Annotated in this window: 30 protein-coding genes and 1 pseudogene; 17 read left to right on the plus strand and 14 right to left on the minus strand. The window is 69.7% G+C overall.

Features of this window, described 5'->3' with window-relative positions:
• The first annotated feature begins 357 nt into the window (after positions 1–357).
• On the plus strand, positions 358–717 hold the full coding sequence (locus AC07NX_RS20605; protein ID WP_494644350.1) for a phage holin family protein: 360 nt from the start codon (positions 358–360) through the stop codon (positions 715–717).
• On the opposite strand, the gene AC07NX_RS20610 is transcribed toward AC07NX_RS20605, so the two are convergent.
• From AC07NX_RS20610 to lgt, 9 genes and pseudogenes are all read right to left on the minus strand, one after another.
• Positions 714–1451, minus strand: a complete 738-nt coding sequence (locus AC07NX_RS20610; protein WP_494644352.1) for a tetratricopeptide repeat protein — start codon at positions 1449–1451, stop codon at positions 714–716. The genes AC07NX_RS20605 and AC07NX_RS20610 overlap by 4 nt on opposite strands.
• 87 nt (positions 1452–1538) lie before the next feature.
• Positions 1539–2159 carry an aminoacyl-tRNA hydrolase gene (gene pth / locus AC07NX_RS20615; RefSeq protein WP_494644413.1) on the minus strand — a complete coding sequence of 207 codons (621 nt, stop codon included), beginning with the start codon at positions 2157–2159 and terminating at the stop codon, positions 1539–1541.
• A gap of 44 nt (positions 2160–2203) precedes the next feature.
• Positions 2204–2285, minus strand: a pseudogene (locus tag AC07NX_RS20620) (hypothetical protein); the annotation flags it as partial.
• A 94-nt stretch (positions 2286–2379) separates the two neighbouring features.
• A complete protein-coding gene (locus tag AC07NX_RS20625) occupies positions 2380–2982 on the minus strand; it encodes a 50S ribosomal protein L25/general stress protein Ctc (RefSeq protein WP_494644353.1) in 603 nt (200 codons plus the stop codon).
• A 181-nt stretch (positions 2983–3163) separates the two neighbouring features.
• On the minus strand, positions 3164–4255 hold the full coding sequence (locus tag AC07NX_RS20630) for a hypothetical protein (protein WP_494644354.1): 1092 nt from the start codon (positions 4253–4255) through the stop codon (positions 3164–3166).
• A 145-nt stretch (positions 4256–4400) separates the two neighbouring features.
• Positions 4401–5339: a ribose-phosphate pyrophosphokinase gene (locus AC07NX_RS20635; RefSeq protein WP_035071749.1), complete on the minus strand. Its 939-nt coding sequence runs from the start codon at positions 5337–5339 to the stop codon at positions 4401–4403.
• 101 nt (positions 5340–5440) lie between these two features.
• The gene (gene pgeF, locus AC07NX_RS20640) at positions 5441–6220 is read right to left on the minus strand and encodes a peptidoglycan editing factor PgeF (protein WP_494644356.1); all 780 of its coding nucleotides are present in this window, start codon (positions 6218–6220) and stop codon (positions 5441–5443) included.
• A gap of 2 nt (positions 6221–6222) precedes the next feature.
• Positions 6223–7416, minus strand: coding sequence for a class I SAM-dependent methyltransferase (locus tag AC07NX_RS20645; protein ID WP_494644358.1), 1194 nt, complete (start codon positions 7414–7416; stop codon positions 6223–6225).
• A complete protein-coding gene (lgt, locus tag AC07NX_RS20650) occupies positions 7403–8314 on the minus strand; it encodes a prolipoprotein diacylglyceryl transferase (RefSeq protein WP_494644359.1) in 912 nt (303 codons plus the stop codon). The genes AC07NX_RS20645 and lgt overlap by 14 nt, the downstream gene beginning before the upstream one ends.
• Positions 8315–8430: 116 nt before the next feature.
• On the opposite strand from lgt, the gene AC07NX_RS20655 reads away from it, so the two are divergent.
• The 4 genes from AC07NX_RS20655 to AC07NX_RS20670 all read left to right on the plus strand — a co-directional run bounded on the left by AC07NX_RS20655 (position 8431) and on the right by AC07NX_RS20670 (position 10915).
• Positions 8431–8697 (plus strand): accessory factor UbiK family protein, encoded by a 267-nt coding sequence (locus AC07NX_RS20655; protein WP_494644361.1) that lies wholly within the window; start codon positions 8431–8433, stop codon positions 8695–8697.
• Between the two features lie 126 nt (positions 8698–8823).
• The gene (locus AC07NX_RS20660) at positions 8824–9330 is read left to right on the plus strand and encodes a type III secretion system chaperone family protein (protein WP_494644362.1); all 507 of its coding nucleotides are present in this window, start codon (positions 8824–8826) and stop codon (positions 9328–9330) included.
• A 182-nt stretch (positions 9331–9512) separates the two neighbouring features.
• Complete coding sequence (gene proC / locus AC07NX_RS20665; RefSeq protein ID WP_494644363.1) at positions 9513–10295, plus strand: pyrroline-5-carboxylate reductase; 783 nt, start codon at positions 9513–9515, stop codon at positions 10293–10295.
• A gap of 62 nt (positions 10296–10357) precedes the next feature.
• Positions 10358–10915: a TetR family transcriptional regulator gene (locus tag AC07NX_RS20670; RefSeq protein ID WP_494644365.1), complete on the plus strand. Its 558-nt coding sequence runs from the start codon at positions 10358–10360 to the stop codon at positions 10913–10915.
• Positions 10916–11109: 194 nt separating this feature from the next.
• Here AC07NX_RS20670 and AC07NX_RS20675 read toward each other — a convergent pair whose 3' ends face one another.
• Positions 11110–12450, minus strand: a complete 1341-nt coding sequence (locus AC07NX_RS20675) for a hypothetical protein (RefSeq protein WP_494644366.1) — start codon at positions 12448–12450, stop codon at positions 11110–11112.
• A gap of 118 nt (positions 12451–12568) precedes the next feature.
• Here AC07NX_RS20675 and AC07NX_RS20680 point away from each other — a divergent pair, with 118 nt between their 5' ends.
• Positions 12569–13642 (plus strand): MBL fold metallo-hydrolase, encoded by a 1074-nt coding sequence (locus AC07NX_RS20680; protein WP_494644367.1) that lies wholly within the window; start codon positions 12569–12571, stop codon positions 13640–13642.
• A 166-nt stretch (positions 13643–13808) separates the two neighbouring features.
• On the opposite strand, the gene AC07NX_RS20685 is transcribed toward AC07NX_RS20680, so the two are convergent.
• Both AC07NX_RS20685 and AC07NX_RS20690 read right to left on the minus strand, forming a co-directional pair.
• Positions 13809–14339 carry an SRPBCC family protein gene (locus AC07NX_RS20685; RefSeq protein WP_494644369.1) on the minus strand — a complete coding sequence of 177 codons (531 nt, stop codon included), beginning with the start codon at positions 14337–14339 and terminating at the stop codon, positions 13809–13811.
• Entirely contained in the window at positions 14336–14719 is a 384-nt protein-coding gene (locus AC07NX_RS20690; protein ID WP_494644371.1) for an ArsR/SmtB family transcription factor, read from the minus strand. The genes AC07NX_RS20685 and AC07NX_RS20690 overlap by 4 nt, the downstream gene beginning before the upstream one ends.
• A 111-nt stretch (positions 14720–14830) precedes the next feature.
• Between AC07NX_RS20690 and AC07NX_RS20695 the strand changes: the two genes are divergently transcribed.
• The 4 genes from AC07NX_RS20695 (at position 14831) to AC07NX_RS20710 (ending at position 18472) form a co-directional block, all read left to right on the plus strand.
• A complete protein-coding gene (locus tag AC07NX_RS20695) occupies positions 14831–15274 on the plus strand; it encodes a MarR family winged helix-turn-helix transcriptional regulator (protein ID WP_494644373.1) in 444 nt (147 codons plus the stop codon).
• A complete protein-coding gene (locus AC07NX_RS20700; RefSeq protein WP_494644374.1) occupies positions 15271–16041 on the plus strand; it encodes an enoyl-CoA hydratase in 771 nt (256 codons plus the stop codon). The genes AC07NX_RS20695 and AC07NX_RS20700 overlap by 4 nt, the downstream gene beginning before the upstream one ends.
• 387 nt (positions 16042–16428) lie before the next feature.
• Positions 16429–17286, plus strand: coding sequence for an SDR family oxidoreductase (locus tag AC07NX_RS20705; RefSeq protein WP_494644375.1), 858 nt, complete (start codon positions 16429–16431; stop codon positions 17284–17286).
• An 88-nt stretch (positions 17287–17374) separates the two neighbouring features.
• On the plus strand, positions 17375–18472 hold the full coding sequence (locus AC07NX_RS20710) for a Fic family protein (RefSeq protein ID WP_494644376.1): 1098 nt from the start codon (positions 17375–17377) through the stop codon (positions 18470–18472).
• A gap of 2 nt (positions 18473–18474) precedes the next feature.
• On the opposite strand, the gene AC07NX_RS20715 is transcribed toward AC07NX_RS20710, so the two are convergent.
• A complete protein-coding gene (locus AC07NX_RS20715) occupies positions 18475–18810 on the minus strand; it encodes a TfoX/Sxy family protein (RefSeq protein WP_494644378.1) in 336 nt (111 codons plus the stop codon).
• Between AC07NX_RS20715 and AC07NX_RS20720 the strand changes: the two genes are divergently transcribed.
• Positions 18811–19302 carry a GNAT family N-acetyltransferase gene (locus tag AC07NX_RS20720; RefSeq protein ID WP_494644379.1) on the plus strand — a complete coding sequence of 164 codons (492 nt, stop codon included), beginning with the start codon at positions 18811–18813 and terminating at the stop codon, positions 19300–19302.
• 152 nt (positions 19303–19454) lie between these two features.
• On the opposite strand, the gene AC07NX_RS20725 is transcribed toward AC07NX_RS20720, so the two are convergent.
• Positions 19455–20753 (minus strand): MFS transporter, encoded by a 1299-nt coding sequence (locus AC07NX_RS20725; protein WP_494644380.1) that lies wholly within the window; start codon positions 20751–20753, stop codon positions 19455–19457.
• Positions 20754–21008: 255 nt separating this feature from the next.
• Here AC07NX_RS20725 and AC07NX_RS20730 point away from each other — a divergent pair, with 255 nt between their 5' ends.
• The 6 genes from AC07NX_RS20730 to AC07NX_RS20755 all read left to right on the plus strand — a co-directional run bounded on the left by AC07NX_RS20730 (position 21009) and on the right by AC07NX_RS20755 (position 25961).
• Positions 21009–21527 (plus strand): GNAT family N-acetyltransferase, encoded by a 519-nt coding sequence (locus AC07NX_RS20730; protein ID WP_494644382.1) that lies wholly within the window; start codon positions 21009–21011, stop codon positions 21525–21527.
• A 242-nt stretch (positions 21528–21769) separates the two neighbouring features.
• Complete coding sequence (locus AC07NX_RS20735) at positions 21770–22345, plus strand: DUF1285 domain-containing protein (protein WP_494644384.1); 576 nt, start codon at positions 21770–21772, stop codon at positions 22343–22345.
• A gap of 2 nt (positions 22346–22347) precedes the next feature.
• A complete protein-coding gene (locus tag AC07NX_RS20740; RefSeq protein ID WP_494644415.1) occupies positions 22348–22986 on the plus strand; it encodes a CoA pyrophosphatase in 639 nt (212 codons plus the stop codon).
• Between the two features lie 96 nt (positions 22987–23082).
• Positions 23083–24336: a CCA tRNA nucleotidyltransferase gene (locus AC07NX_RS20745; RefSeq protein ID WP_494644386.1), complete on the plus strand. Its 1254-nt coding sequence runs from the start codon at positions 23083–23085 to the stop codon at positions 24334–24336.
• Between the two features lie 214 nt (positions 24337–24550).
• Positions 24551–25255 carry a glutamine amidotransferase-related protein gene (locus tag AC07NX_RS20750; RefSeq protein WP_494644388.1) on the plus strand — a complete coding sequence of 235 codons (705 nt, stop codon included), beginning with the start codon at positions 24551–24553 and terminating at the stop codon, positions 25253–25255.
• A 58-nt stretch (positions 25256–25313) separates the two neighbouring features.
• Complete coding sequence (locus AC07NX_RS20755; protein ID WP_494644390.1) at positions 25314–25961, plus strand: Isoquinoline 1-oxidoreductase subunit; 648 nt, start codon at positions 25314–25316, stop codon at positions 25959–25961.
• Positions 25962–26065 lie beyond the last annotated feature (104 nt).

Consider the following 26065-nt stretch of genomic DNA (forward strand, 5'->3'; position numbering starts at 1 on the left):
CCCTTGGGTGCGGATCCGCCCGTCAATCGCGCGCCGTCATCCCCACCGGAATGGGTCAGATAGGAATGCGTTGCGGCCAAGATAAGGTCGATAACGTATTTGTAATGTCCGACACCCGGACTCGGGTATTGGCGCTTCGAAAGTGAGAATGAACGTTCATTCTCAAAAGTTCAAGCCAAAAATGTCAGGCGGACGCGACGGAAAGCCCGGTCCGGGCGCGGGGGTGGCTTCGCGATCGGCGGGCGTCCGCTCCTCGGGCGCGCCAGGGCCTCGATCGTCTCGCCGCCGAAGCCGGGCCTTGCTGGGACAGGGGTCTTGCGCCTCTAATGGTCGCGCTTGACGCCAAGGAGACTTCCCGTGACGCGCTTCATCCTCCGCGCCCTGGTCGCGGCCCTCGGCCTGTGGCTGGCGTGCGAAATCGTGCCGGGCGTGGCCGCGCCGGGCGGCTGGACCAGCCTGCTGATCGCCGCGGTCCTGCTGGGCGTGGTCAACGCCATCGTCCGGCCGGTGGTCCTGGTGCTGACCCTGCCGATCACGGTGGTGACCCTGGGCCTGTTTCTGCTGGTGGTGAACGCCGCGATGCTGGGCCTGGTCGGCTGGCTGCTGAAGGGCTTCGTGGTCGACGGCCTGTGGGCCGGGATCTTCGGCTCGGTGGTGGTCGGCGTGGTCAGCTGGCTGGGCCACATGCTGATCGGGGAAAGTCGGGAGCGGCGCTAGGCGCTCACCGCCGCCGCCGCCAGGTCGCGCCAGCCGCGGGCTTCCTTGCGGAAGTGCGAATGGGTCTTGGCCAGGCGCTTGTCGATCTCGGCCAGGGCCTCGCGGGCCTCGTCCTTGCGGCCGGTCTGGGCCAGGAACACCGCATAGCGCGCCATGCCCTCGAAGCCCGGCAGGTGGGCCGCCGCCCAACGCAGGGCGGTGTCGGCCTCGGCGTGGCGGCCCAGGGCGTGATAGGCGCGGCCCATGGCCAGGGCCACGTTCGGCGTGCGGGCGGCCGGCGACTGGGCGCTCAGGCCCTCCAGCAGCGGCAGGGCTTCGGCGGCGCGGCCCAGTTCGATCAGGGCGTTGGCGCGGCCCAGCAGCAGCTGGGGATCGTCGGCGTACATGCCCTGCAGGGCCTCGGCGTAGAGGCGCTCGGCCTCGGCGTGCTTGCCCAGGCCCGCGGCCGCCGCGGCCAGGCGGGCGCGGTTGGCGACGGTGGGCGTGTCGTCGACGGCCTGGCCGGCCTCGCGGTATTCGCGTTGCGGGTCGAGAACCTGCCGCGCGACCTGCCGGGCCTTCTGGGCCTTGGCGCCGCCCAGGAATTCCGGCGCGACGATGGCGATCAGATAGACCAGTCCGCCCAGCGGCTGGAACAGCAGGATGATCATCAGCCAGTACATCTGCTGGCCCGTGCGGACCACGTGGACGCACAGGGCGATCGAGAACAGCAGCGACAGGCCGAGCAGGATCATCGGAAGGGAGGGCTCCAAGCTTGGCGTTGGCCAAGACCAAGGCTGGTATGTGTGGGCTGGAGCCCGCGGCGTCAATCGGCCGTGATCCTACTCGGCCTGGCGCGCGGCCTTCTTGGGATCGGCCTTGGGCGCGGGGGCCAGGCGCAGCACCTCGGCCTGGTAGCGCTCGTCGTCGCCGGCCGCCGCGAAGGGCAGGGCGTCGGCCAGGGCGTCCAGCATCGGGTCCAGCCACTGGTGCTCGACCTTGTGGAAGTCGCCCAGCACATAGTGCATGACCGCGTCCTTGTGGCCCGGATGGCCCACGCCGATCCGGCCGCGGCGGAAGGCGTCGCCGACCTGGCTGGTGATCGAGCGCACGCCGTTATTGCCCGCCGCCCCGCCGCCGGCCTTCATCCGGAAGCGGCCCGGCGCCATGTCGATCTCGTCGTGGAAGACGATCACGTCGCTGGGCGCCAGCTTGAAGAACTTCATGGCCTCGCCCACGGCGCGGCCGCTCTCGTTGTAGAAGGTCTTCGGCTTGAGCAGCAGCAGCTTGACCGGCCCGCCCGGGGTCGGGACCTGGCCCTCGCAGGCCAGCCCCTGGAAGCGCGAGCGCCACGGGGCCGTGCCCCATTTGCGGGCCAGGGCGTCGACCGCCATGAACCCGACATTGTGCCGGTTCTTCTCGTATTTCGGCTCGGGATTGCCGAGGCCGGCGAGGATCAGCATGGACATCGGCTCGCTTCCACTTTGACGGCCAGCGTGTAGGGGCCTCCTCGTCCTTCGACAAGCTCAGGATGAGGACGACGGAAAGGCCGCATTCGAAACCTCATCCTGAGCCTGTCGAAGGACGAGGTTTCGTGGCTTGGCCCAGGCCGGAACGAAAAACGGGCGGGCCGCGAAGCCCGCCCGTTCTCGATATCGGATCGGAGACCCGGCCGGGAAGCCCTTAGGCTTCGACGGTCGTGGTGTCGCCTTCGTTCGATTGCGAAGCGGCCGAGGCCTTCAGGTTGGCGATCACGAAGTCGCGGTCCATGGCCGGGCGGACGCCTTCCGGCAGCTTCACTTCCGAGATGCGGATGACGTCGCCGATGTCGTGCGAGGCCAGGTCGATCAGCAGTTCTTCGGGGATCTTGTCGGCCGGGCAGGCCAGCTCGACGGTGTGGCGGATGACTTCCAGCGTGCCGCCCTTCTTCAGGCCGACCGAGATGTCCTGGTTCTTGAAGTGGACCGGGATCTCGATCTTGATCAGCTGGTGCTCGTCGACGCGGTACAGGTCGAAGTGCATCGGCTCGTCGGTGACGGGGTGGAACTGCACGGCCTTGGCGATGACCGACTGCTTCTCGTCGCCGTGTTGCAGGGTCACCAGGTGGCCCAGCAGCTTGCCGGTGTAGAGCGCCTTGCGGAACTCGTTGCCCTTCACGGCGATGTTCACCGGGGCCTTGGGGCCGCCGTACAGAACGCCGGGGATCTTGCCTTGGCGGCGGGTTTCGCGCGAACCACCGGTGCCGGCGCGGTCGCGAATTTCGACGTTGAGAATGATCTCGGCCATGTCTTGTCTCTCAGGAGAGCCCCATGCTCTCGGAATGCGAAGCCGCCGCACAAGACTGGATTGCCTCGCCCGGTCGACGTTTTTGGGTCGCGCTCCATACACGCAGCGGCCGCCCGATGCAACGGGCGGCCGCCTGGCGTGCGTCCACGGGGCGTGCGTCCAAGGGAAGCGGTGAGCCCGCTCAGCTCTTCTTCTTCGCCGGCGCCTTCTTGGCCACGGGTTTCTTCTTGACCACCGGCTCGGGCTTGGGCGGGGGCGGCGGCTCGTAGGGCAGCTCGGCGCCCGACGCCTTGAGCACGCACATGCCGGTGTCGATCATGATGTGCTGGCCCAGGCAGAACACGTCCTCGTAGTGCGGCTTGGAGACGGCCAGGCACTGGTAGAGGTTCAGCTTGGCCATGTTCAGGCACATGGCGCTGGCCGGCTCGGCCATCACGGCCTCGATCAGGGGCAGCTTGTCGTCGCCGGCGTAGCCCAGCGCGGCCAGGGCGGCCACGGCCAGGCCGCGGATCACCAGGGGCTTGTAGGGCGGCGGGGCCGAGCGGGGGGCGGCCGGAGCCGCGACCGGGGCGGCGGCGGGATCGGCGGGCGGGGCGGGCACCAGCGGCACGCCGCCCATGGAGGCCTGCCGCAGGGCCGCCACGTCGGCGCTGTCGGCCAGGCCCGGCGTCGCCGACATGGTCTTGGCGTAGGCCAGGCGACCGTCCCGGTCGAGCACGGGCAGGGTCGACCACTTGGCGCGCTGGACGTCGTAGGCCGCCTGCTTCACGGCCTTGCCGGAGGTGTAGAGCTTCAGGCCCTCGGCGCCGAGGGTGTCGATGATCCGGCCGGCGGCGGTGTCGCTGCCCTTGAAGCCGACGGCGTAGGCCGGGTCGGCGATGATCTGGTTGATGATCGACTGGCGCTGGGTCGGGTCGGTGGCGAACGAACGCACCGAGGCGACGTAGGTCGGGTCCTGCAGGGCCAGGACGGCGGCGTAGGCGGTGGCGCCCGACAGGAACTGCTTGGGTTCATAGGCGACGCCGATCTTCAGCGAGGCCTGGATCTGGTCGCCGTTCTCGAAGGTGGCGCCGATCGCGCCGGCCCGCTGCATGTAGCCGCGGAAGGCGCTGGCCTTCTCGACGATGCTGGACGACAGGGTGATCGGCGGCGGGGCGGGCGGGGCGGCGACCAGGGGCGGCGGCGGGGGTGGCGTCTCGCAGCTGGCCAGCAAGGTGGCGGCGACCACGGCGATGGCCGTCAGCGCGGCGCGCGTACGCGTGGTGGAAAGCATCCCGAGAACATCCCTAATGATATAGAACGCCCGCCATACCATCGGCGCGCGGGCTACATTGTGACAGCCAGCCTGTTAACCACGTCTTGACAAGCTGGGCCGTCAAAGCGCGATTTCAACCCTTGGGCGATCGTCGGCGGGGTTCTCAGTCGAACAGCTTGGAGACGGATTCCTCGTTGGCGATCCGCCGGATCGCCTCGCCGATCAACGGCGCACAGGAGACGTAGCGGATCTTGGGGCAGGCCTTGACGGTGTCCGAGGCCTCGATCGAGTCGGTGACCACCAGCTCGGTCAGCACCGAATTGGCCACCCGCTCGGCGGCCGCGCCCGACAGCACGCCATGGGTGACATAGGCCGAGACCGACTTGGCGCCGTGGGCCATCAGGGCGGCGGCGGCGTTGCACAGGGTGCCGGCCGAGTCGACGATGTCGTCGAACAGGATGCAGCGACGATCCTTCACATCGCCGATGATGTTCATCACCTCGCTCTCGCCCGGGGCCGAGCGGCGCTTGTCGACGATGGCCAGGTCGGCGTCGTCCAGGCGCTTGGCCAGGGCGCGGGCGCGGACCACGCCGCCGACGTCGGGCGAGACGACCATCAGGTCGGGGCCCATCTTGTAGCGCTTGTGGATGTCGTCGGCGAGCAGGCGCGAGGGCAGCAGGTTGTCGGTCGGGATATCGAAGAAGCCCTGGATCTGGCCGGCGTGCAGATCCATGGTCAGCACGCGGTCGGCGCCCGAGCGGGTGATCAGGTTGGCCACCAGCTTGGCCGAGATCGGCGTGCGGCCGCCGGTCTTGCGGTCCTGGCGGGCGTAGCCGAAATAGGGCAGCACGGCCGTGATCCGCTTGCCCGACGCGCGCTTGAGGGCGTCGATGCAGATCAGCAGCTCCATCAGGTTGTCGTTGGCCGGATAGCTGGTCGACTGGATGACGAAGACGTCCTCGCCCCGCACGTTCTCGTCGATGGTGACGAAGACCTCGAGGTCGGCGAACCGGCGCACCTGGGCGCGGGTCAGCGGCATGTCGAGATATTCCGCGATGGCCTGGGCCAGGGTGCGGTTCGAGTTGCCGGACAGCAGCTTCATGGTTTTGTCTCGGGAGGGGGTGTCGCCGTTGCGGGGGCTTCTAGCAGTCCCGGGCGCGGGAACAACCCCGAGTCTCGCCAGATTCTGCTTATTCGGCATACTCACGCTTCGAGCGCGATCGCCGACAGAAGTCGTCCGTAGTCGGACTCCCCGGCCAGGAAGGCCCTGCGGTTCGAAAAGAACAGGTCCGGCTCGGTCCGCGTGTCGCGCCCGACCCATTCGCTTTGTCCCACGCCCGCCGTGTCCAGGCGGTCCAGCACGAAGGCCGGCAGGTCGAACAGGCGCTTGTCGTTGGCCGCGCCGGGCGAAAAGAATCGGCCGGAGCCGGGGCTGTCGGCCTCGAAGCGGTGCAGGAACTCCAGCCCCACCTCATAGGATTGCGGCCCGATGCAGGGGCCGACGGCGGCGACCATGCGCGCGGGCTCGGCGCCCAAGGTCACCATCCGGTCCACGGCGGCCTGGACGACGCCGTCCAGCGCCCCGCGCCAGCCGGCGTGGGCGGCGGCGACGACCTTGGCGACCGGGTCGGCGATCAGCACCGGCGCGCAGTCGGCGTGCAGGGCGCCGCAGACCACGCCCGGCGTCCGGGTCACCACCGCGTCGCCCTGCGGCCGCACGTCGCCCCACGAGCCGTCGGCGACGATGGCGATGGTCGAATGGATCTGGAAACAGGTGTTGAGGTCTTCCGGCGCGGCGCCGAACCAGGCGGCGGCCCGGGCGCGGTTCTCGGCGACGTCGGCCGGCTCGTCCTGGCTGCCGCGCCCGACGTTCAGGCTGGCGTAGAGCCCGGTCGAAACGCCGCCCTGGCGCGTGAAGAAGGCGTGCCGGATCCCGGCGACGGCGGCCAGCAGCGGCGACTGGACGGTGGGCAGGTCGATCATGGTCAAGGGCCCTCGAAGAGCGGAGGAGACAGGCTGGGCGCGGACAGGCAGATCGCCTTGAAAAGCTGTCCCATCTGCGCCGCGCCGGTCAGGCGATCAAGCTGCCGGGCCAGCTTGTCTGTCTGGTCCGGCCGCGCGGCGGCCAGGGCCTGGGCGCGCTGCGCGATTCCCAGGCCTTGGAGAAACGCGCCTTGGGACAGGATGGGTCCCGTCGCGGCCCCGGCCTCGGTGGCGGCGGCCAGCACGGCGGGGAAGTCGGCCCAGACGGTCAGGTCGGCCCGGCCGGGCTCGGCCAGGGGCGAGACCTTGGTGTGCGCCTTCAACGCCTGCAGGGTGTCGCCCGGCCCCGGGGCGTCGCGGCCGTAGTCGATCAGCAGCGCCGCGCCGCCGTCGCGGGCGACGCGGTGGCCGATCTCCGAACCGAGGGCGGCCTGGGCGGGGGAGGATTCCACGACGACGCCGATGGGGTCGCCCCCTTCCCCCTTGATGGGGGAAGGGCCGGGGATGGGGGTGAAAACGGTTCCGCTCGCGTCGAGACTGGTGGGTCTTCTACCGCCGAGAACACCCCCACCCCCGGCCCCTCCCCCATCAAGGGGGAGGGGAGACAGCGCCCGAAGCCCGAACGCCAGATTTCCGGCCTCGTCCAGTCCCACCATCCGCTCGGCCCAGCCGTCCTCGGTGCGTACGAACTGATGCGCCGGCAGGCAGTCGAGAACCTCGTTGGCGACCAGGATCAGCGGCGCATCGGCCGGCACGGCCTCCAGGCGATCGGTCCAGCGCGGCGTCAGGGGAGCGCCCGACAACCTGGCGGCCTGGACCGCGCGCAGCGGCGGCGAGACCTCGACTAGCCACAGGTCGGCGGCGGCCAGGAATTCCGGCGACAGCCGGGCCGCGCGCAGGATGTCGGAGATCAGCGTCCCGTCGCCCGGTCCCATCTCGACCAGCCGCACCGGCGCGGGCCGGCCCATGCGGGTCCAGGTTTCCAGGATCCACAGGCCGATCAGCTCGCCGAACATCTGGCTGACGCCGGGTGCGGTGAGAAAGTCGCCGCCCTCGCCTGCGTTCATGCCTTCCAGCGCGGGGCGGGTGGCGTAGTAGCCGTCGCGCGGGTCGTGCAGGCAACGGGTGAAGTATTCGGCGACGCTGATCGGGCCGTCCTGGGCGATCTGCGCCCGCAGGCGGTCAAGCAGGCTCATGATCGTCCGCGACGGGGGCGGGAGCCGGCTCGCGCAGGGCCCGCCACAGCAGCCAGCCGCCGACCAGCAGCATCGGGATCGACAGGATCATCCCCATGGTCAGGCCGAAGGGGAAGGCGGGCATGCCGTGATCGGGGTTGCGCACGTTCTCCAGCAGGGCGCGGAACAGGCCGTAGCAGATCAGGAAGGTCGCCACGAGCGCGCCCCGCCGCCGCAGCCACTTCAGCTTGTGGGCGGCGAAGTTGAGGATCAGGAACAGCAGGACGCCTTCCAGCGCGGCCTCGTACAGCTGGCTGGGATGGCGCGGCAGCTCGCCGGCGGGACAGGCGCCGTCGCGATTGGCCGCGCGGATGGTGTCGTTGCAGAACACCATGCCGAACGGATGGTCGGTGACCCGGCCCCACAGCTCTGCGTTGATGAAGTTGGCGCAGCGGCCGAAGAACAGGCCGATCGGCGCGACCGGCGCGACCAGGTCGCCCAGCCGAAGGATGTCGATCTTCTGCTGGCGGGCGAACAGGGCGACCGCCGCGCAGACCCCCAGGAAGCCGCCGTGGAAGGACATGCCGCCCTCCCAGATCTTGAAGACGGACAGCGGGTCCTGCGCCAGTCCGGCCCGCTGGCCCTCGTTGACCAGCATGTAGAACAGGATGTAGCCGATCCGGCCGCCCAGGATGATGCCCAGGGTGATCCACAGCACCAGGTCGTCGATCTGCACCGAGGTGGCGGTCGGCCTTTGGCCGCCCCACAGCCTGGCGTTCCGGACCAGCCGGATCGCGTACTGCCAGCCCAGCAGGATGCCGGCGACATAGGCCAGGGCGTACCAGCGCAGAGCCAGCGGGCCCCATTGCAGCGGGATGTTGCCGATGTGAACGATGGGGTCGATGTCGGGGAAGATCACGCCGCGAGCGCTCCGGACGGACAAGTGGTCGCACCTCTACCGCGTTCGCGCTTCGCTTTCATCCTTCCTTTCCCATATAAGATCGGCGACGAACCTCGCCGCGCTCTGGAATTTCGATGCACAGCCAAAACCCCTTCCTCGACGAATTCGCCAAGCTGACCCAGGCGGCGATGGGCATCGCCCAGACCGCCGGCGAGGAGGCCAAGACCGCCATGCGGGCCCAGGCCGATCGCCTGGCCGCCGAGTTCGACCTGATCCGGCGCGACGATTTCGAGGCCCTGAAGGCCGAGGTGGCGGCGCTGCGCGAGGAAGTCGCGGCGCTGAAGGCCAAGAAAACGCCGGCAAAAAAGGCCAATCCTGGTAGCGATAACGCGGCCGAATAGGCGAGTTTCGTTCCCGTTCAGCGTGAAGGCGCTTGTGACGCCGCCCGCGAAGCAGATTAGACTCCTCCGAGTGGGTGATTTGGTCGGGTCCCACGACCCGTCTCTCCCCGGGGGTCAAAGGGTCTCATGGACACCCAACCGGAAGAAGACGACGTCCTGCTGGCGATGGATCCGCTGGAAGTGGTGGAGCATGTCCTGGCGGCGGAGAACCTGACGTTCGACCGCACCGAGGACGGCGACCTGGCCTTCGCCCTGACCGGCGACTGGAAGGACTACGAGCTGTGGTTCGCCTGGCGGCCCGAGGCCGACTGCCTGCAGCTGTGCCTGTCGCTGGACCTGCGCGCCACCAAGACCAAGCGTCCCAGCGCCTACCAGCTGCTGTCGATGATCAACCAGCGCGTCTGGCTGGGCCATTTCGAGGTCTGGACCGAGGACGGCGAGGTGGTGTTCCGCCACGCCCTGGCCCTGCCGGCCGGCGAGCGCCCGACCATGGCCCAGGCCGCCTCGATGATCGACGCCGCCGTGGAGGCCGCCGACCGCTTCTATCCCGCCTTCGACTTCCTGCTGCACGGCGCCAAGACCCCGGACGAGGCCATGGCCGCCTGCATGTTCGAGACCGTGGGGCAGGCCTGATTTAAAATCCTTCTCCCCTTGCGGGAGAAGGTGTCAGCGAAGCTGACGGATGAGGGGGCGATGGGAGACGCCGCTGCGTCTTCTTCCTCTCGAATACGCACGTGCGACCCCTCATCCGACCTGCTACGCAGGCCACCTTCTCCCGCAAGGGGAGAAGGATGATGTTTCGGGAGCCCCTCGCCATGACCCCCATCCTCCTCCTCGGCGCCGGTCGCATGGGCGGGGCCCTGATCGCGGGCTGGGCCAAGGCCGGGGCCTTCGCGGCCGCCGACCTGATCATCCGCGACCCCAACGCCGACCCCGCCGCCTTCCCGGGCGCGACCGTCAATCCGCCGCTGGAGGCCCTGTCCGTCGCCAGGACCGTGCTGCTGGCCGTCAAGCCGCAGATCTGGCGCGAGGCGGTGGCCGACGTCGTTCCGCATCTGGCGCCGGACGCGGTGATCGTCTCGATCGCCGCCGGGGTGCGCGCCGCAGACATCGCCGAGGCGTTCGGCGGCCGCGCCGTGGCCCGGGTGATGCCGACCACCGCCGTCGCCATCGGCCTGGGCACGGCCAGCATCCATGCCGACACGGCGGAAGCCAGGGCGCGCGCCCACGCCCTGCTGGACCCGGTCGCCACCACGGTGGATCTCGACGACGAAGCCCAGATGCATGCCGCGACCGCCGTGTCCGGCTCGGCCCCGGCCTATCTCTACGCCTTCATCGAGGCGCTGGAGGCGGCGGGCGCCGGCCAGGGCCTGGACCCGGCCGCCTCGGCCCAGCTGGCGCGGGCCACCATCGTCGGTGCGGCGGCCCTGCTGGGCCAGGGCGGCGAGGATCCGGCCGAGCTGCGCAAGCAGGTCACCTCGCCCGGCGGCACCACCGCCGCGGCGCTGGGCGTGCTGATGGGCGAGGGCGGTTTCGGCGACCTGCTGCCCAGGGCGCTGGACGCGGCGGTGAAGCGGTCGGTGGAACTGGGGGGCTAGCACGCTCTCCCAGCGAGAGAGGGTTCTTGTAAGCGGAGCCTGAACCCGCCATCTCAACAGCCATGACCGCCGCCGAAGACATCCTCGACCGCGCCGCCGCCGCGGCGCTCGCCCTGGCCGCCGACCGGCCGTGGACGCAGGTCACCCTGCGCGACATCGCCCTGAAGGCCGAGATCCCGTTCGCCGAGCTCTACGCCCGGGCCGACGGCAAGGGCGCGGTGCTCAACCATCTGGCCGCCCGCTTCGACCGCGCGGCCCTGGCCACCGTTTCGGCCCCCTCAAGCGAGAATGGCGACGCCAGCACCCATGACCGGCTGTTCGACGCCGCCATGGCCCGGATCGAGGCCATGGAGCCGCACCGCGCCGCCCTGATCGCCATCAGCCGCTCCGAAAGCGTGGTGGTCTCGGCCCTGCGCTTCCCCAGGACCGCCCGCGCCATCCTGGAAGCCGCCGGCGTCGACGCCACCCCGGCCCGGCTGGCCGCCATGTCGGCGGTCTGGGGCCGCACCCTGCAGGTCTGGCGCGACGACGAAGGGGCCCTGAACCGCACCATGGCCGAACTGGACAAGCGCCTGAAGCAGATGGCGCAGGGCCTGGAGAAGGTGGGGGCGGGCGTTTAGCTCGCAACCTCAACGGTTGTCATCCCGGAAGCCTCGCAGAGGCTGTCCGGGACCCAGGGACTGGGCAGATGCCTTGCGGCTTTCCGGGATGACAACGAAGATGGCAACGGCTTGAATCCGTTGGCTTCAACACAACGAAAAAGCCCGCCGGGATCGCTCCCGGCGGGCTTTGCCGTTTCAGGCTCGGCGCCCGATCAGCTCTTGGTCTGGTTGGTCGGCAGCTTGCAGCCGCCGCCCACGCCCTTGGCCTGCAGGCACGAGAGCAGTTCGGCCGGCTTGGGGGTGGTCTGGTTCAGCGGATAGGCCATCACCCAGCCCGGCAGGCCGTCCGAGCAGGCGACCTCGACGAAGCCCTGGGTGGCGGTCTGGCCGATGATGCGCGAGCCGGAAACGGTGCAGCTGCCCTTGCCCAGGCCCTTCAGGTCGGCCGTCAGGCGCGGATAGGCCGCGTCCGGCTTGGTGAAGCTGCAGCGATAGCCGTTCATTTCCGAGGTCACGCAGTCGTAGACCGTGTTGCTGGTTCCGGTGAAGATGCCGATGCCGCCGTCGGGACGGTTGGAGCACTTCAGCTCGACGATCTCCTTGCGGGGGTCGTTGCTGGGCAGCATGCCGTACTTCTCGACCTTGCAGTCGAAGCCGGCCTTGGTGGCCAGCTTGCTGTAGAGGCCGGCCTGTTCGGTCTGGGCCGCCACGGCGTCGCTCAGGGTGCAGCCGCCGCCGACGAAGCCGGCCTGGGCGCAGTCGATGGCCTTGACCAGGGCGCCGCCGGCCGAGGCCTGCTGCAGCACGTAGCCCTTGCCGTCCTGGCAGGCGACTTCGAAGTAGTTGTCGGTCTTGGTGCTGAGGATGTAGCGCTTGTCCTTGATCGCGCAGTTCTTGCCCGCCGCGGCGTTCAGCTGGTCGACGATGGCCAGCTGGGTGGCCTTGTCGGTCAGCTTGCAGCTGACATTGCCGCCTTCCTCGTACAGCAGGCAGCTGTTGACCGTGACGTCCTGGTCGACATTGATCGGGGCCGAGGTCTGGACGATGTAGCCGGTCCCGCCCTTACAGGCGACTTCGAAATAGGCGTTCTTGGCGCCGGCGCCGATGGCGCGGGCGTTCTCGATGTCGCACTTGGTCTGGGCCTTGGCCAGGTACGGCGCCAGGCCGGTCTTGGGATCGGCGTTGCCGGGCAGCAGGCAGGCCAGGGCGCTGGGTTTGCCGTCGGCGCCGGGCTGGGCGGTCTCCAGGCAGCTATAGGCCTGCGGCGCGGCGTCCTTCTTGGCCAGCAGAGCGAAGCCCAGGCCCTGCTGGCAGGCGACTTCGTAATAGTCGGTGCTGGTCTTCTTGTCGTTGCCGATCAGGCGGGCGTCGGTGACGGTGCACGAGATGCCGGCGGCCTTGGCGACGTCCGGCGCGGCCTTCATGCCGGCCTCGCGGGATTTGGCGTCGACGGCGGCCGGCTTGTCTTTCTCCTTGGCCGCCGAAATCACGGTGGCGGGAACGAGCGCGGCGAGCGCGAGGGCGGCCGTCAAGCCGATCGCGATGGGCCTCATGGGGTACGTCTCCTGGGGTAAATTCCTCGCGGCGGACTTAAGGCCCGCTTGCATCGAGGGTCAAGATGTCGTCCGACGGGGGCGCAATCATGACGAAGGCCGCGACCGGAGGACGCAGATGCGGGACGGGATCGAGGAAGACGCGCGCGAACCGCGGCGCCCGAGACTGGTCTATCCCTTCGAAACCGCGCCGGAGACGGGCTCGGGCCAGGCCGTCGAGGTCGCGCCCGGCGTGCTGTGGCTGCGCCAGCCGCTGGGCGGCTCGCTGGGCTTCATCAATGTCTGGGCGATCGCCGACGGCGAGGGCTGGGCGGTGGTCGACACCGGCCTGCAGACCAAGGAGACCTCGCAGGCCTGGCGCGCGGCCTTCGCCGGGGCCCTGGGCGGACGGCCCGTCACCCGCGTGATCGTCACCCATCTGCATCCAGACCATGTGGGCCTGGCGGGCTGGATCGCCCGCAAGTTCGACGTCCGCCTGTGGATGACCCGGCTGGAATACTTCCAGTGCCGGATGCTGGTGGCCGACACCGGCCGCGAGGCGCCCGAGGACGGGGTGCGGTTCTTCCGCGCCGCCGGTTGGGACGAGGCGGCGATCGACGCCTACAAGGCCCGGTTCGGCGGCTTCGGCAAGGCGATTTATCAGCTGCCCGACAGCTATCGCCGGATGACCGACGGCGAGGTCTTCGCGATCGGCGACCACGCCTGGCGGGTGGTGACCGGCCAGGGCCACTCGCCCGACCACGCCTGCCTGTGGTGCGAAGAGCTGGGCGTGCTGATCTCCGGCGACCAGGTGCTGCCCCGGATCTCGTCCAACGTCTCGGTGTTCCCGACCGAGCCGGACGCCGATCCACTGAGCGACTGGCTCGCCTCGCTGGCCAAGGTGAAGGCGGTCGTGCCGGACTCGGTGCTGGTGCTCCCGGCCCACAACGATCCGTTCCGGGGTCTTCACGCCCGCATCGACGGCCTGATCTCGGGCCATGAACGCGCCCTGGCGCGGCTGGCCGGCAAGCTGGTCGAGCCCCGACGGGCGGTCGACGTATTCGGCGCCCTGTTCGCCCGGCCGATCGGCCCGGACCTGCTGGGCATGGCCACGGGCGAGGCCCTGGCCCACCTCAACTGCCTGATCGGCCGGGGCCTGGCGACCCGCGAGGCGGACGGCGACGGGGTGAATTGGTACCGGGCGGCGCGCTGAAACCCGGACGCGATCGCCGCCCCCCTTTCCGTTGTCATCCCGGAAAGCGCGCAGCGCTTGTCCGGGACCCAGGTGAGCCGCAAGGCTTCTGCCCAGTCCCCTGGGGCCCGGACAGCCCCTGCGGGGCTTCCGGGATGACAACCGCTTGGGCGATCGGGAATCGTCTTCAGCCCAGGCGCTTGTCGTACTCGGCCTTGAGGCGGCTCCAGCTGTCCCAGAACGACGCCGTCTGCGGCTTGCCGGCGATCCGCGTGGCCAGGACGTCGAGGTGGGCGTGCCAGCCGGCGCTGACGTTCAGCAGCTGGGCGCGGTCGGGCAGGCGGCGGTGGGTGACGGTCAGCAGCACCTTGTCGCCGGCCGGCTCCAGCTCGAACGACACCTCGCCCTGGTTCCAGGCGATGGACAGCTTGCGATTCGGCTCGAGCGCGAGGATGCGGCTCTCCAGGCGGTGCTCGGCCCCGAAGCCGTCGGGGCGCGCGCCGGGCGGGTCGCTGAGCTCGTCGTTGCGCCAGACCAGCTCGAACGGCGCGCCGGACTTCATCTCCATCTGGCCGGCCGCCAGCCACTGGCGGCGCAGCTCGCTTTCGGTCAGGTAGGCCCAGACGCGGTCGACGGGGCCGGGCAGCAGGCGCTGGATCTTCAGGGTCAGCGGCTCGATCAGTTCGCCATAGGCGGAAAGGGTCGCGAGTTCGGTCATTGGTCGTCTCCCGAGTTCGAGGATGAGGGTCTGGGGGGCGGGGTCTTGCGGGCGTCCTCCTCGCGAAGGAGCCGGTCGAGCACGTCGAGACGGCTGGTCCAGAAGTGTTCGTAGAAGTTCAGCCACGCATGAGCGTCGGCCAGCGGGCCGGGGTCGAGGCGGCACAGGTGGGTGCGGCCGCGAACCTCGCGCCGGATCAGGCCGGCGCTCTCCAGGGCCTTGATGTGCTTGGAGGCGGCGGCCAGCGAGATCGAGAACGGCTCGGCCAGCTGGCCCACCGTCCGCTCGCCGTTGGCCAGGTCACGCAGCATCCGGCGGCGGGTGGCGTCGCCGAGGGCGTGGAAGACGCTGTCCAGCTGGGGGGCAAGTAATTCAACCATGTGGTTGAATGTGTGAGGTGACGTTCAAAGAGTCAACCGATTGGTTGAATGATCTTCACGTCGGCCAAAACATTCGTTTGATATTTCGTGCGCGAACTATAATCTCGCGCCATGACCACGCCTCCCGACCGCCGCCTGGTGTTCCTGCTCAATGTCGCGCACCGCCGGGTGCAGCGCTATGTCGAGGCCAAGATGGCGGCCAAGGGCGGACTGACCGCCGCCCAGTCCGGCGCCCTGTTCGTGCTGGGCCAGAAGGACGGCGCCCTGATCGGCGAGGCCGCCGAGGCCCTGGACCTGGCGCCCTCGGCCATGACCGGCCTGGTCGACCGCATGGTCCGCGCCGAGCTGGTCGAGCGCCGGCCCGATCCCAAGGACGGCCGGGGCCTGCGCCTCTACCTGACCGACAAGGGCCGCGAGGCGCGCGAGGACGCCAAGGCCGGGGTCGAAGGCCTCAACACCCGTCTCACCGAAGGCTTCACGGACGACGAGATCGCCGTGGTGTCGCGCTGGCTGACCAGCCTGCAAGCCAAGTTCCCCAAAGGAGACCCCCAATGACCGACCACGTCCAGGTCGCCGTCGACGCCGGCGTGATGACCCTCACCCTGGCCCGTCCGGACAAGAAGAACGCTCTCAGCAACGCCATGTACGGCGTGCTGGCCGACAGCCTGGAACGGGCCGAGGCCGACCCGGCCGTGCGCGTGGTGGTGTTCCAGGCCGACGGCGACAGCTTCAGCGCCGGCAACGACCTGCAGGACTTCGCCGCCCAGGCCACCGGCGCCTTCGAGGGCGAGCGGCATGTGATGCGGTTCCTCAAGGCCCTGGCCCGGGCCACGCGGCCGCTGGTCGCCGCCGTCCAGGGCCAGGCGGTGGGCGTGGGCACGACCATGCTGCTGCACTGCGACCTGGTGTTCACCAGCCCCGACGCCAGGCTGACCACGCCGTTCGTCAACCTGGCCCTGGCGCCCGAAGCCGCCTCCAGCCTGCTGCTGCCGGCCCGCATCGGCCACGCCCGCGCCTACGCCATGTTCGCCCTGGGCGAGGCGGTCGACGGAACCACGGCCGTTGCCTGGGGCCTGGCCAACGGCTGCGTGCCGCTGGACCAGCTGCGCGCCCGGGCGCGGGCCGCCGCCGACCAGCTGGTCAAGCGGCCGGCGGGCTCCCTGGCGGTCACCAAGACCCTGATGCGCGACGCCGCGGCCATCGCGGCCCTGATGGACAGGGAAGGCGAGCTGTTCGGCCAGCGCCTGCAGACCGCCGAGGCGCGGGAGGCCTTCATGGCCTTCGCCGAGCGGCGCGCGCCGGACTTCTCGAAGGTGGGGTAGGGTTCTTTTGAGTTGTCATCCCGGAAAGCGCACAGCGCTTGTCCGGAACCCAGGTGAACCGCAAGGCCTTCGCCCAGTCCCCTGGGTCCCGGACAGCCTCTGCGAGGCTTCCGGGATGACAACGTCAGTGCGCTTGAAGGCCGCAAAACCAGGGCGCAGACGCCATGGCCGACCGCATCAGGTTCCCGTTCGGCCTTGTACCGACGCCCGCGACGACTTGGCCGGTAAGGTGACCCAAGCCGTTCCGTGGAGCCCCCAGGGCCCTCGTCCTCGCCCCCCTAGACCGCCGAACGCCGCCTGGCCCCGGCGGCGGATCCCATCACCCGCCTTGCCGGCGCCGCGCCGAAGGATCAGGGTCCCGTGCGGACCCGCATCGAGAGCAGAAGCATGAGCCTAGCTGGCAAGACCCTCTTCATCACCGGCGCCTCGCGCGGCATCGGCCTGGCCATCGCCCTGCGCGCGGCCCGCGACGGGGCCAACATCGTCGTCGCCGCCAAGACCGCCGAGGCCCATCCCAAGCTGCCGGGCACGATCTACACCGCCGCCGAGGCGATCGAGGCGGCCGGCGGCAAGGCCCTGCCGCTGGTGGTCGACGTGCGCGAGGAGGCCAGCGTCCAGGCCGCCGTCGACAAGGCGGTCGAGACGTTCGGCGGCATCGACATCTGCGTCAACAACGCCTCGGCGATCTCGCTGACCGGCACCCTGTCGACCGACATGAAGCGCTACGACCTGATGCACCAGATCAACGGGCGCGGCACGTTCCTGACCTCGAAGATCTGCCTGCCGCACCTGAAGAAGGCGGCCAATCCGCACATTCTGGCCCTGTCGCCGCCGCTGGACATCAAGCCCCGCTGGTTCGCGCCGCACGTCGCCTATTCGATGGCCAAGTACAATATGAGCCTGGCCATGCTGGGCATGGCCGAGGAGTTCCGCGCCGACGGCGTGGCCTGCAACGCCCTGTGGCCGCGCACCGCCATCGCCACCGCCGCCATCCAGTTCGCCCTGACCGGTGAGGAAGGCCTCAAGCACTGCCGCACGGTCGAGATCATGGCCGACGCCGCCCACGCGATCTTCGAAAAGCCTTCGCGCGCGTTCACCGGCCAGTTCGTGATCGACGACACGTTCCTGTACGCCGAGGGCGTGCGCGACTTCGACCGCTACCGCGTCGACCCGACCGCGACCCTGATGCCGGACTTCTTCGTGCCCGAGGACAGTGTCCCGCCGCCCGGGGTGGTGATCGGGTAGAGGCCCAAGTTCGCAAATAGCGAACTTTGTGACATGTCGCCTTGGACATGTTAAAAAAAATGCGATCCTTTAACATGAGGAGCGCGACGTGTTGAAGCCGGTCTACGTCATTCCTGACCTGCCCCTGGCCGCTGAACTGGAAACCGTCGCGGTCCTTCGCGAAGCCGCGCGGGCCCATCGCTATCTGGCCGAACTGAAGGGACGGGCGGTCGCTATCCCCAATCAGGGCATCCTGATCGACACTCTGTCGCTTCAGGAAGCGCGGGCCAGTTCGGAAATCGAGAACATCGTCACCACCCAGGACGAGATGTTCCAGGCGACGCTGTTTCCCGACAACCTCGACGGAGGACCGGCCAAGGAGGTGGCGCTGTATCGGGACGCCTTGAAGCGCGGCCATGATCGGCTGGTCGCGCAGCAAGGGCTGCTGACCAACAACACGATCGTCGAGATGTTCCAGGTGCTCAAGCGCACCACGGGCGACTTCCGGACGACGTCGGGAACGGCGCTTCGCAACGACACATCCGGCGACCTGATCTACGTCCCGCCGCAGGACCATGCGGCGATCATCGCGCACATGACGGCGCTGGAGCGGTTCGTGAACGACGAGGCGGCCAGCGATCTGGACCCCTTGATCAAGATGACGTTGATCCACCATCAATTCGAAAGCATTCACCCGTTTCCCGATGGCAACGGCCGGATCGGGCGGATCCTGAACGTGCTCTACCTGACCAAGATGGGGTTGCTGGAAATCCCCATCCTGTACCTCAGCCGCTACATCAACGCGCACAAGGCGGATTACTACCGCCTGCTGCAGGCCGTACGCGACACGGGCCAATGGGAGGCCTGGCTGCTCTACATGCTGCGCGCCGTCGCCGAAACTTCCCGGCAGACCCTGGAATTGGTCGAGGGGGTCGGCGCGTTGATGGCTGAATATAAGCGGATCCTCAGGACCGATCACCCGCGACTGTATTCGCAGGATCTGCTCAACAATCTTTTCCGCCATCCCTACACTCGGATCGAATTTCTACAGAACGAGCTGGGTGTCGTTCGGCAAACGGCGGCCCGGCATCTGGATACGCTGGCGGGCGCGGGCCTGTTGGAAAAGCACAGCCAGGGACGCAACAATTACTATGTGAACCGGCCGCTCGTGACGCTCCTGCTGGGCGTGTCGGACAGGCCCGCCTGACCTCAGCGCGCCGTCCGCGCCTTCCGCGCCGCCGCCACCGCGATCGACCGCCTCGCCCAGTCCACCATCAGTTCCGGATCGTCCAGCGCCTCGGCCGGGGCGGTCCAGTAGGCCATGGGGCTCATGCCGAACGGCGCGAACTGGGTGCTGCCGGCCGCCTCGAAATCGGCCCGCAGGGCGTCGTCGCCCTTCAGGTACAGGGTGTCGTCGTCGACCAGGGCGAAGAACAGGCCTTGGGCGTAGAGCCCGACTCCGCCGAACATCCGGCGCGAGGTCAGCGGCCCGACCGGGGCCAGCTGCTCGAGCACGAAATCCAGATAGTCCGAAGAGACCGCCATATGTCCGTCACCACCAAAGTCTCTGTGCGTCCCGCCGTCGCCGAGGACAGCGCCCTGATCCTGCAGTTCATCCGCGACCTGGCCGAGTACGAGAAGCTGCTGGACGACGTGCGGGCGACGCGGGACGACATCACGGTGGCGTTGTTCGGCGAGAATCCCAAGGCCTTCTGCGACATCGCCGAGATCGACGGCCGGCCGGTGGGGTTCGCCCTGTGGTTCTACAACTTCTCGACCTTCATCGGCCGGCACGGGATCTATCTGGAGGACCTGTTCGTGCGGCCGGAGGCGCGGGGGTCCGGCGCGGGCAAGGCGCTGCTGGCCAACCTGGCCCGGCGCTGCGTCGACGAGGACCTGGGGCGGCTGGAATGGGCCGTGCTCGACTGGAACGCCCCGTCGATCGCCTTCTACGACAGCCTGGGCGCCGCGGCGATGGACGAGTGGATCGTGCGGCGGATGACGGGGGAGGCGCTGCGGAGGCTGGCGGGGGTTTGAGCCCTTCCTTCCAACCGCTCATCCCGGCGAATGCCGGGACCCAGATCCCGTAGCGGTGGGGATGATTGGAGGGGCTCGGAGCTCTTGGCGTCAGCCACACCGCTATTCCATCTGGGTCCCGGCATTCGCCGGGATGAGCGGAGTTTGGAAGCCTACTCCAGCCGGTCCGCCTTCCTCAGTTCGGGGAACATCTTCGCCCAGGCGCCGGTCACCACCAGCGCCCCGACGCCGCCGAAGACCGCCGCGCCGACGGGGCCCAGGAACCGCGCGGCGACGCCGCTCTCGAACTCGCCCAGCTCGTTGGAGGCGCTGATGAACAGGCCCGAGACGGCGGCGACCCGGCCACGCATCGGGTCGGGGGTGACCAGCTGCACCAGGGTCTGGCGGATATAGACCGAGACCATGTCGGCCCCGCCCAGCACCGCCAGGGCGGCCACCGACAGCCACATCCACTGCGACAGGCCGAACACCACGGTCGCCGCGCCGAACACCGCCACGGCGCCGAACATCAGCAGGCCGGCGCGGCGGCGGATCTGGTGGCTGGCCAGGATGACCGCCACCAGGGTCGCGCCCACGGCGGGGGCGGCGCGCAGGATCCCGAAGCCCTCGGCCCCGACATGCAGCACGTCGCGGGCGAACACCGGCAGCAGGGCCGTGGCCCCGCCCAGCAGCACGGCGAACAGGTCCAGCGAGATCGAGCCGAAGACGATCTTGTTGCGCCAAGTATAGACTAGGCCTTCCTTGATCAGGGTCCAGCGCGAGCCGGGCTGCACCACGGGCTTGGTCGACTGGCGGATGCCCAGCAGGCACAGGCCGCCCAGCAGGAACAGGCCCGCCGAGGTGGCGAACGCCGTGGCCGGGGAGATGGCGCACAGCAGGCCGCCCAGGGCCGGGCCGATGATCGAGGCGCTCTGCCAGGACAGCGAGTTCCAGGCGATGGCGCGCGGCAGCAGCGGGCGCGGCACCAGCATCGGCCCCATGGCGCTGGAGGCCGGCGACAGGAAGGCGCGCCCGGCCCCGAACAGCACGGCGATGGCGAAGATCGGCCACAGGGCGGTGTGTCCCGACCAGGCCAGCAGGCCCAGGCCGCCGGCGCAGAGGATGTCGACGCCGATCGCGGCGGTCATGATCGTCCTGCGGTCGTGGCGGTCGGCGGTCTCGCCGGCCGTGAGGGCCAGGAAGAACAGCGGGATGAACTGGGCCAGGCCCACCATGCCCAGCAGGAAGGCGCCCTGGCCCTCGTCGTGGCCGGTCTCGCGGGCCAGGGTGTAGACCTGCCAGCCGATGGTGACGGCCTGGATCTGCACGGCCAGGGTGGCGAGGAAGCGCGCGGTCCAGAAGAACAGGAAGTCGCTCTGCCGGAGCAGGGCGCGCATGGAAGTGTCCCCCTCCTGCCTTGGCGCTTCGAGGGCCGAAGGGACGGAGTCGGGGTCGGGGGGGAGGTCGGTCATCGGCGCGGACCATGTCCCCGGGCGAGCGTCGCCGCAATCGCGTTTGTTTGATGCGACCGTTGATTTGATTGACGCCACGCGCCCCAGGCCCTATTTCGCGCCCTCCAACGGAAGGAAGCGCCGCCATGCGACGCCTGCGACGAACCTGCGCCGCGCGGACCGGAGTCCGCGTCTAACGCCCCGGAGGCGGCCGTCTCGGCCGCGTCACGATCCGGGGCTATGTCCCCCTTTCGTGTCCCGGATCGTTTAGCGCCCATGTCGTCTTCCGCCGTCGCCCCTTCGTCTGTCTCGCCCTCCATCCTGCTCGAGCGGCCCGAGCACGCCCGCGCCGTCGAGGTGCTGGTCGATCGCGCCTTCGGCCCAGGTCGGTTCGCCAAATCGTCCGAGCGCCTGCGCGAGGGCAACCGCAAGCTGGACGACTGCTCGTTCGTGGCCGTGCACGAAGGCCGGGTGATCGGCAGCGTGCGGCTGTGGCCGGTGGTGGTCGGCGACAAGGCCGTCGCCTTCCTCGGCCCCCTGGCCGTCGACGCCGACGAGCGCAAGCACGGCCTGGGCCAGGCCCTGGTCGAGGCCGCCTGCGCGGCGGCCGCCAAGGCCGGCTGGCGCGCGGTGCTGCTGGTCGGCGACGCCCCCTATTTCGGCCGCATCGGCTTTTCGGCCGAGCCCGCCGCCCGGGCGACCATGCCGGGCCCCGCCGACCAGTGCCGGGTGCTGGTCAAGGCCCTGGTCGAGGGCGGGGACGCCGGGCTGGTGGGGCCGATCCGCATCGGGTGAAGCGTTCGACGCCATCGCGAGCGGATTTCAAGGCCGTTGTCATCCCGGAAAGCGCGCAGCGCTTGTCCGGGACCCAGGACAGCCGCAAGGCCTTCGCCCAGTCCCCTGGGTCCCGGACAGCCTCTGCGAGGCTTCCGGGATGACAACCTTTGGAGGGCTCGAAGCCGTTCACGGATCGCCCAACGCGGCAATGCATTGCGCCCTGGCTTGAGCCCGACGCCCGCTTGCCCTACCTGAACCCCATGACCGCGGATCCCACACCCTCTGGCCTCGCCGGCGTCACCGCCGCCGCCAAGAGCGTCGGCGAACGCGGCCTGCCGCCCGTCCACCTGTGGCATCCCGAGCATTGCGGCGACATCGACATCCGCATTCGCAGGGACGGGGTCTGGTTCCACGAGGGGACGCCGATCGGCCGCGAGGCCCTGGTGCGCCTGTTCTCGACCGTGTTGCGGCTGGATCCGGACGGCTATCACCTGGTCACCCCGGTCGAGAAGCTGAAGATCCAGGTCGAGGACGCGCCGTTCATCGCCACGCGGGTGGATCGCGTGGGCGATATCCTGCGCTTCGAGACCAATGTCGGCGACGTGGTCGAGGCTGGGCCGGACAACGCCATCCGCGTCGAGACCGACGCGGCGACCGGTGAGCCGCGGCCCTATCTGCACGTGCGGCGCGGGCTGGAGGCGCTGATCGCCCGGCCGGTGTTCTACGAACTGGCCGAGCTGGCCGCCGAGCGCGAGACGCCGGAGGGACCGCGCCTGGGCGTCGCCTCGAACGGCGCCTGGTTCCCGATCGCCCCGGCCGGGGCGCACGGGCCGTGACCCTGACCCGCGACGAGCGCCGGGCCTGGATCGCCAGCAAGCTGGATCCGATCAGCGCCTACGATCCCAGCCTGGACGCGGCGCGCTCGGACTACGACCTCAATCCCGACTTGCGACCCGACAATCCCCACGCCCTGCGGCCCGCCGCCGTGCTGGTCGGCCTGGTCGAGCGCGAGGCGGGCATGACCGTCCTGCTCACGCGCCGGGCCGACACCCTGCGCAGCCACACCGGCCAGATCGCCTTCCCCGGCGGCCGCTGCGACCCCGGCGAGACCCCGTGGGAGACCGCCCTGCGCGAGGCCCGGGAAGAGGTCAATCTCGACCCGAAGTTCGTGACCCTGGCGGGCCTGCTGCACGGCTACCGCACGGTGACCGGCTTTCATGTCACGCCGGTGGTCGGCTTCATCGATCCGGCCGCCACCTTCGAGGCCAGCCCGGACGAGGTGGCCGACGTGTTCGAGACGCCGTTCGCGTTCCTGATGGACCCCGACAACCACCAGCGCCAGCACCGCGACCTGCCGGACGGCGAGCGGCGCTTCTTCTACGCCATGCCGTGGAACGAGCGCTTCATCTGGGGGGCGACCGCCGGCATGCTGCGGGCCCTGTACGAGCGGCTGCACGGCGAGGAGGCCGTGGCGTGAAGGCTGTCCAGCTCGTCGTTCGGACTTGCCGGATCGAGGTAATCGTTTGAAATGCCAGCCCCGCCCGACGGGTGCGGCGGGGCCGTGGGGACCAGCGTGAACATCGAGACGATAGGCGTGGCGCCGTGGATGGCGCTGCCGGAGACCCAGGCCGTGATCGCGGCGCTCGAGGCGGGGGGCTTTCCCGGCTGCGCGCGCTTCGTGGGCGGCTGCGTGCGCAACACCCTGATGGGCAAGCCCATCGACGACATCGACATCGCCACCGTCCTGACGCCCGACGAGGTGATCCAGGCCCTGGGCGCGGCCCGGCTGCGGGCCGTTCCCACCGGCGTCGACCACGGCACGGTCACGGCGGTCTCGGGCGGCCGGCCCTACGAGATCACCACCCTGCGCCGCGACGTCTCGACCGACGGCCGCCGGGCGGTGGTGGCGTTCACCCAGGACTGGGAGGAGGACGCCCAGCGTCGCGACTTCCGCTTCAACGCCCTCTACGCCGACATCCACGGCCGGGTCTTCGATCCGACCGGCGAGGGGATGAACGACGCGCGCGAGGGCCGGGCGGTGTTCGTCGGCGATCCGGAGGGCCGGATCCGCGAGGACTATCTGCGCATCCTGCGGTTCTTCCGCTTTCACGCCTGGTACGGCCGGGGCGAGGCCGACCGCGACGCCCTGGCCGCGTGCGAGGCCCTGAAGGGCGGAATCGAGACCCTGGCCGCCGAGCGGATCCAGAAGGAGCTGCTGAAGCTGTTGGCCGCCGAGGATCCGCGCCCCGCCCTGCGGCTGATGGCGGCCACCAGCGTCCTGTCCTCGATCCTGCCGTCGGTGAAGTCGCTGGCCCGTTTCGAAGGGCTGATGACCATCGAGACCGAGCAGCTGTTCCAGAACGACCCCGAGCTGCGCCTGGCGGCCCTGATCCCCGACGATCCGGGGATCGCCGGGCGGATGGCTGAGCAGCTGCGGCTGTCCAACGCCCTGAAGGAACGGCTGGTCCAGGCGGTCGGCAAGTCGCCGCGCATCGTCAGCTGGATGAGCCCGCGCGAGACCCGTCGGGCGGTCTACGCCCTGGGCCTGAAGACCTTCAGCGACCGGGTCAAGCTGGCCTGGGCGGGTTCGGAACGGTCGGCCGCCACCGCGCAGTGGCGCGGCCTGCTGGCCCTGGGCGAGAGCTGGACCCCTCCGGCCTTCCCCCTGACCGGCGACGAGGTCCTGAAGGCCGGCGTGCCCAAGGGGCCGATGGTCGGCGAGGTGATGCGCGAGGTCGAGGTCTGGTGGGTCGACCAGGACTTCATCGAGGACAAGTTCTCGGTCATCGAGCGGCTGAAGGCGGTGGCCCAGGGGATGGCGTTCTGAGGGGCCGTGCGTCCTCGAAGAGCGCCCCCAAACGGTTGTCATCCCGGAGCGCGCAGCGCTTGTCCGGGATCCAGGACAGCCGCAACGCATCGACCCAGTCCCCTGGATCCCGGACAGCCCCTGCGAGGCTTCCGGGATGACAACGGATTAGGGGTGCGTTGAGCCCTCAATCCGTTCGCCTATATCAAGCCGAGCATTCCCGGAGACCTCGTCCATGAAGATCGGCCTGCTCGAGACCGGCGAACCGCCCGAGCCCCTGCAGCCCGCGTTCGGGCGCTACGCCGCGATGTTCCAGGATCTGCTGGGACCCGGTCACGACTACGCCGTCTACGACGTCCAGGCCGGCCTGCTGCCCGCCGATCCGGCCGAGTGCGACGCCTACATCGTCACCGGCTCGTCGGCCGGGGTCTATGACGACCTGCCGTGGATCGAACCGCTGAAGGGCTTCCTGGTCGAGGCTCGTGACCAGCCGCTGGTCGGGGTCTGTTTCGGCCACCAGGTCATGGCCGAGGCGTTCGGCGGCAAGGTGGTGAAGTCGGACAAGGGCTGGGGCGTGGGCCTGCACCGGTACGACGTGGTCGAACCGCAGCCGTGGATGGACCTGGAGCGCGACCTGGCCCGTGTCGCTGTTCCCGCCTCGCACCAGGACCAGGTGATCGTCATCCCGCCCAACGCTCGCGCCGTGGCCGGCAGCGCCTTCACCCCCGCCGGCGTCCTGGTCTATGACGACCGGCCGGCCCTCTCGATGCAGTTCCATCCCGAGTTCGACCCGGCCTATGCGCGGGCCCTGATCGAGGTCCGGCGCGGCAGCCGGTTCACCGACGCCCAGGCCGACGCGGCCATCGCCAGCCTGGATCAGGCCAACGACCGGGCCCGGGTGGGCGCCTGGATCGAAGCCTTTCTGGCCGGCGGCGGCTGAAACTGGCAACCTCGGCCGCGGGCCAGCCGTTTGGGCTGAAACGCGGGAGACCAGGATCATGAGAGCCGTCGCCATCGTGCTTGCCGCCGGGGCGTTGATGATCGGCGGGGCGCTGCTGTCCAGCGTCCGCGCCGACGCCCCGGCCACCCCCGCGACCGCGCCGTCCGAGACCCTCAGGAGCGCCGCCGACTTCGTGTCGATCAAGGATCCGGCCGCCCGCTCGGTCGCCCTGTTCACCGAGGCCGGCAAGGTGATCGAGAGCCCGCGCTGCATGAACTGCCACCCGGTCCAGCGGGCCCCGACCCAGGGCGACGACCGCCATCCGCACAATCCGCCGATGGTCGGCGGTCAGAGCGGTCACGGGCCGGTGGGCCTGCCCTGCGGCGCCTGCCACGGCCCGGCCAACGTCCAGACCTGGGGCCAGGACATCAAGTCGATCCCCGGCGATCCGAAATGGGCCCTGGCGCCGGCCGAGATGGCCTGGCAGGGCAAGTCGCTGGGCGCCATCTGCGCCCAGATCAAGGACCCGGCCCGAAACGGCGGCCGCTCGCTGGCCGAGATCCACCACCACATGGCCGAGGACCACCTGGTCGGCTGGGCCTGGAACCCGGGCGACGGCCGGGTCCCCGCGCCGGGGACGCAGGCGCGGTTCGGCGAGCTGGTGCAGGCCTGGATCGACACGGGGGCCAAGTGCCCGAAGGCCTGAGACTTAGGCGTGAGCGCCCTTGCCCCCTACGGATCGCTTCGCGATCGTCTTCCCCCGAGGGGGAAGAGCCTCGCGCTTTAGGCTCCGCCCCCTATGGGGGCGGA

The sequence above is a fragment of the Caulobacter sp. GW821-FHT09A05 genome (genome assembly GCF_059418465.1).

Excerpts from the sequence above, each read along its gene's own strand:
- AC07NX_RS20610 (WP_494644352.1), bottom strand. The coding sequence starts at position 1,451 with ATGATCCTGCTCGGCCTGTCGCTGCTGTTCTCGATCGCCCTGTGCGTC.
- pth (WP_494644413.1), bottom strand. The coding sequence starts at position 2,159 with ATGCTGATCCTCGCCGGCCTCGGCAATCCCGAGCCGAAATACGAGAAG.
- AC07NX_RS20625 (WP_494644353.1), bottom strand. The coding sequence starts at position 2,982 with ATGGCCGAGATCATTCTCAACGTCGAAATTCGCGACCGCGCCGGCACC.
- AC07NX_RS20630 (WP_494644354.1), bottom strand. The coding sequence starts at position 4,255 with ATGCTTTCCACCACGCGTACGCGCGCCGCGCTGACGGCCATCGCCGTG.
- AC07NX_RS20635 (WP_035071749.1), bottom strand. The coding sequence starts at position 5,339 with ATGAAGCTGCTGTCCGGCAACTCGAACCGCACCCTGGCCCAGGCCATC.
- pgeF (WP_494644356.1), bottom strand. The coding sequence starts at position 6,220 with ATGATCGACCTGCCCACCGTCCAGTCGCCGCTGCTGGCCGCCGTCGCC.
- AC07NX_RS20645 (WP_494644358.1), bottom strand. The coding sequence starts at position 7,416 with ATGAGCCTGCTTGACCGCCTGCGGGCGCAGATCGCCCAGGACGGCCCG.
- AC07NX_RS20655 (WP_494644361.1), top strand. The coding sequence starts at position 8,431 with ATGCACAGCCAAAACCCCTTCCTCGACGAATTCGCCAAGCTGACCCAG.
- AC07NX_RS20660 (WP_494644362.1), top strand. The coding sequence starts at position 8,824 with ATGGACACCCAACCGGAAGAAGACGACGTCCTGCTGGCGATGGATCCG.
- proC (WP_494644363.1), top strand. The coding sequence starts at position 9,513 with ATGACCCCCATCCTCCTCCTCGGCGCCGGTCGCATGGGCGGGGCCCTG.
- AC07NX_RS20670 (WP_494644365.1), top strand. The coding sequence starts at position 10,358 with ATGACCGCCGCCGAAGACATCCTCGACCGCGCCGCCGCCGCGGCGCTC.
- AC07NX_RS20675 (WP_494644366.1), bottom strand. The coding sequence starts at position 12,450 with ATGAGGCCCATCGCGATCGGCTTGACGGCCGCCCTCGCGCTCGCCGCG.
- AC07NX_RS20680 (WP_494644367.1), top strand. The coding sequence starts at position 12,569 with ATGCGGGACGGGATCGAGGAAGACGCGCGCGAACCGCGGCGCCCGAGA.
- AC07NX_RS20685 (WP_494644369.1), bottom strand. The coding sequence starts at position 14,339 with ATGACCGAACTCGCGACCCTTTCCGCCTATGGCGAACTGATCGAGCCG.
- AC07NX_RS20690 (WP_494644371.1), bottom strand. The coding sequence starts at position 14,719 with ATGGTTGAATTACTTGCCCCCCAGCTGGACAGCGTCTTCCACGCCCTC.
- AC07NX_RS20695 (WP_494644373.1), top strand. The coding sequence starts at position 14,831 with ATGACCACGCCTCCCGACCGCCGCCTGGTGTTCCTGCTCAATGTCGCG.
- AC07NX_RS20700 (WP_494644374.1), top strand. The coding sequence starts at position 15,271 with ATGACCGACCACGTCCAGGTCGCCGTCGACGCCGGCGTGATGACCCTC.
- AC07NX_RS20705 (WP_494644375.1), top strand. The coding sequence starts at position 16,429 with ATGAGCCTAGCTGGCAAGACCCTCTTCATCACCGGCGCCTCGCGCGGC.
- AC07NX_RS20715 (WP_494644378.1), bottom strand. The coding sequence starts at position 18,810 with ATGGCGGTCTCTTCGGACTATCTGGATTTCGTGCTCGAGCAGCTGGCC.
- AC07NX_RS20720 (WP_494644379.1), top strand. The coding sequence starts at position 18,811 with ATGTCCGTCACCACCAAAGTCTCTGTGCGTCCCGCCGTCGCCGAGGAC.
- AC07NX_RS20725 (WP_494644380.1), bottom strand. The coding sequence starts at position 20,753 with ATGACCGACCTCCCCCCCGACCCCGACTCCGTCCCTTCGGCCCTCGAA.
- AC07NX_RS20730 (WP_494644382.1), top strand. The coding sequence starts at position 21,009 with ATGTCGTCTTCCGCCGTCGCCCCTTCGTCTGTCTCGCCCTCCATCCTG.
- AC07NX_RS20735 (WP_494644384.1), top strand. The coding sequence starts at position 21,770 with ATGACCGCGGATCCCACACCCTCTGGCCTCGCCGGCGTCACCGCCGCC.
- AC07NX_RS20750 (WP_494644388.1), top strand. The coding sequence starts at position 24,551 with ATGAAGATCGGCCTGCTCGAGACCGGCGAACCGCCCGAGCCCCTGCAG.
- AC07NX_RS20755 (WP_494644390.1), top strand. The coding sequence starts at position 25,314 with ATGAGAGCCGTCGCCATCGTGCTTGCCGCCGGGGCGTTGATGATCGGC.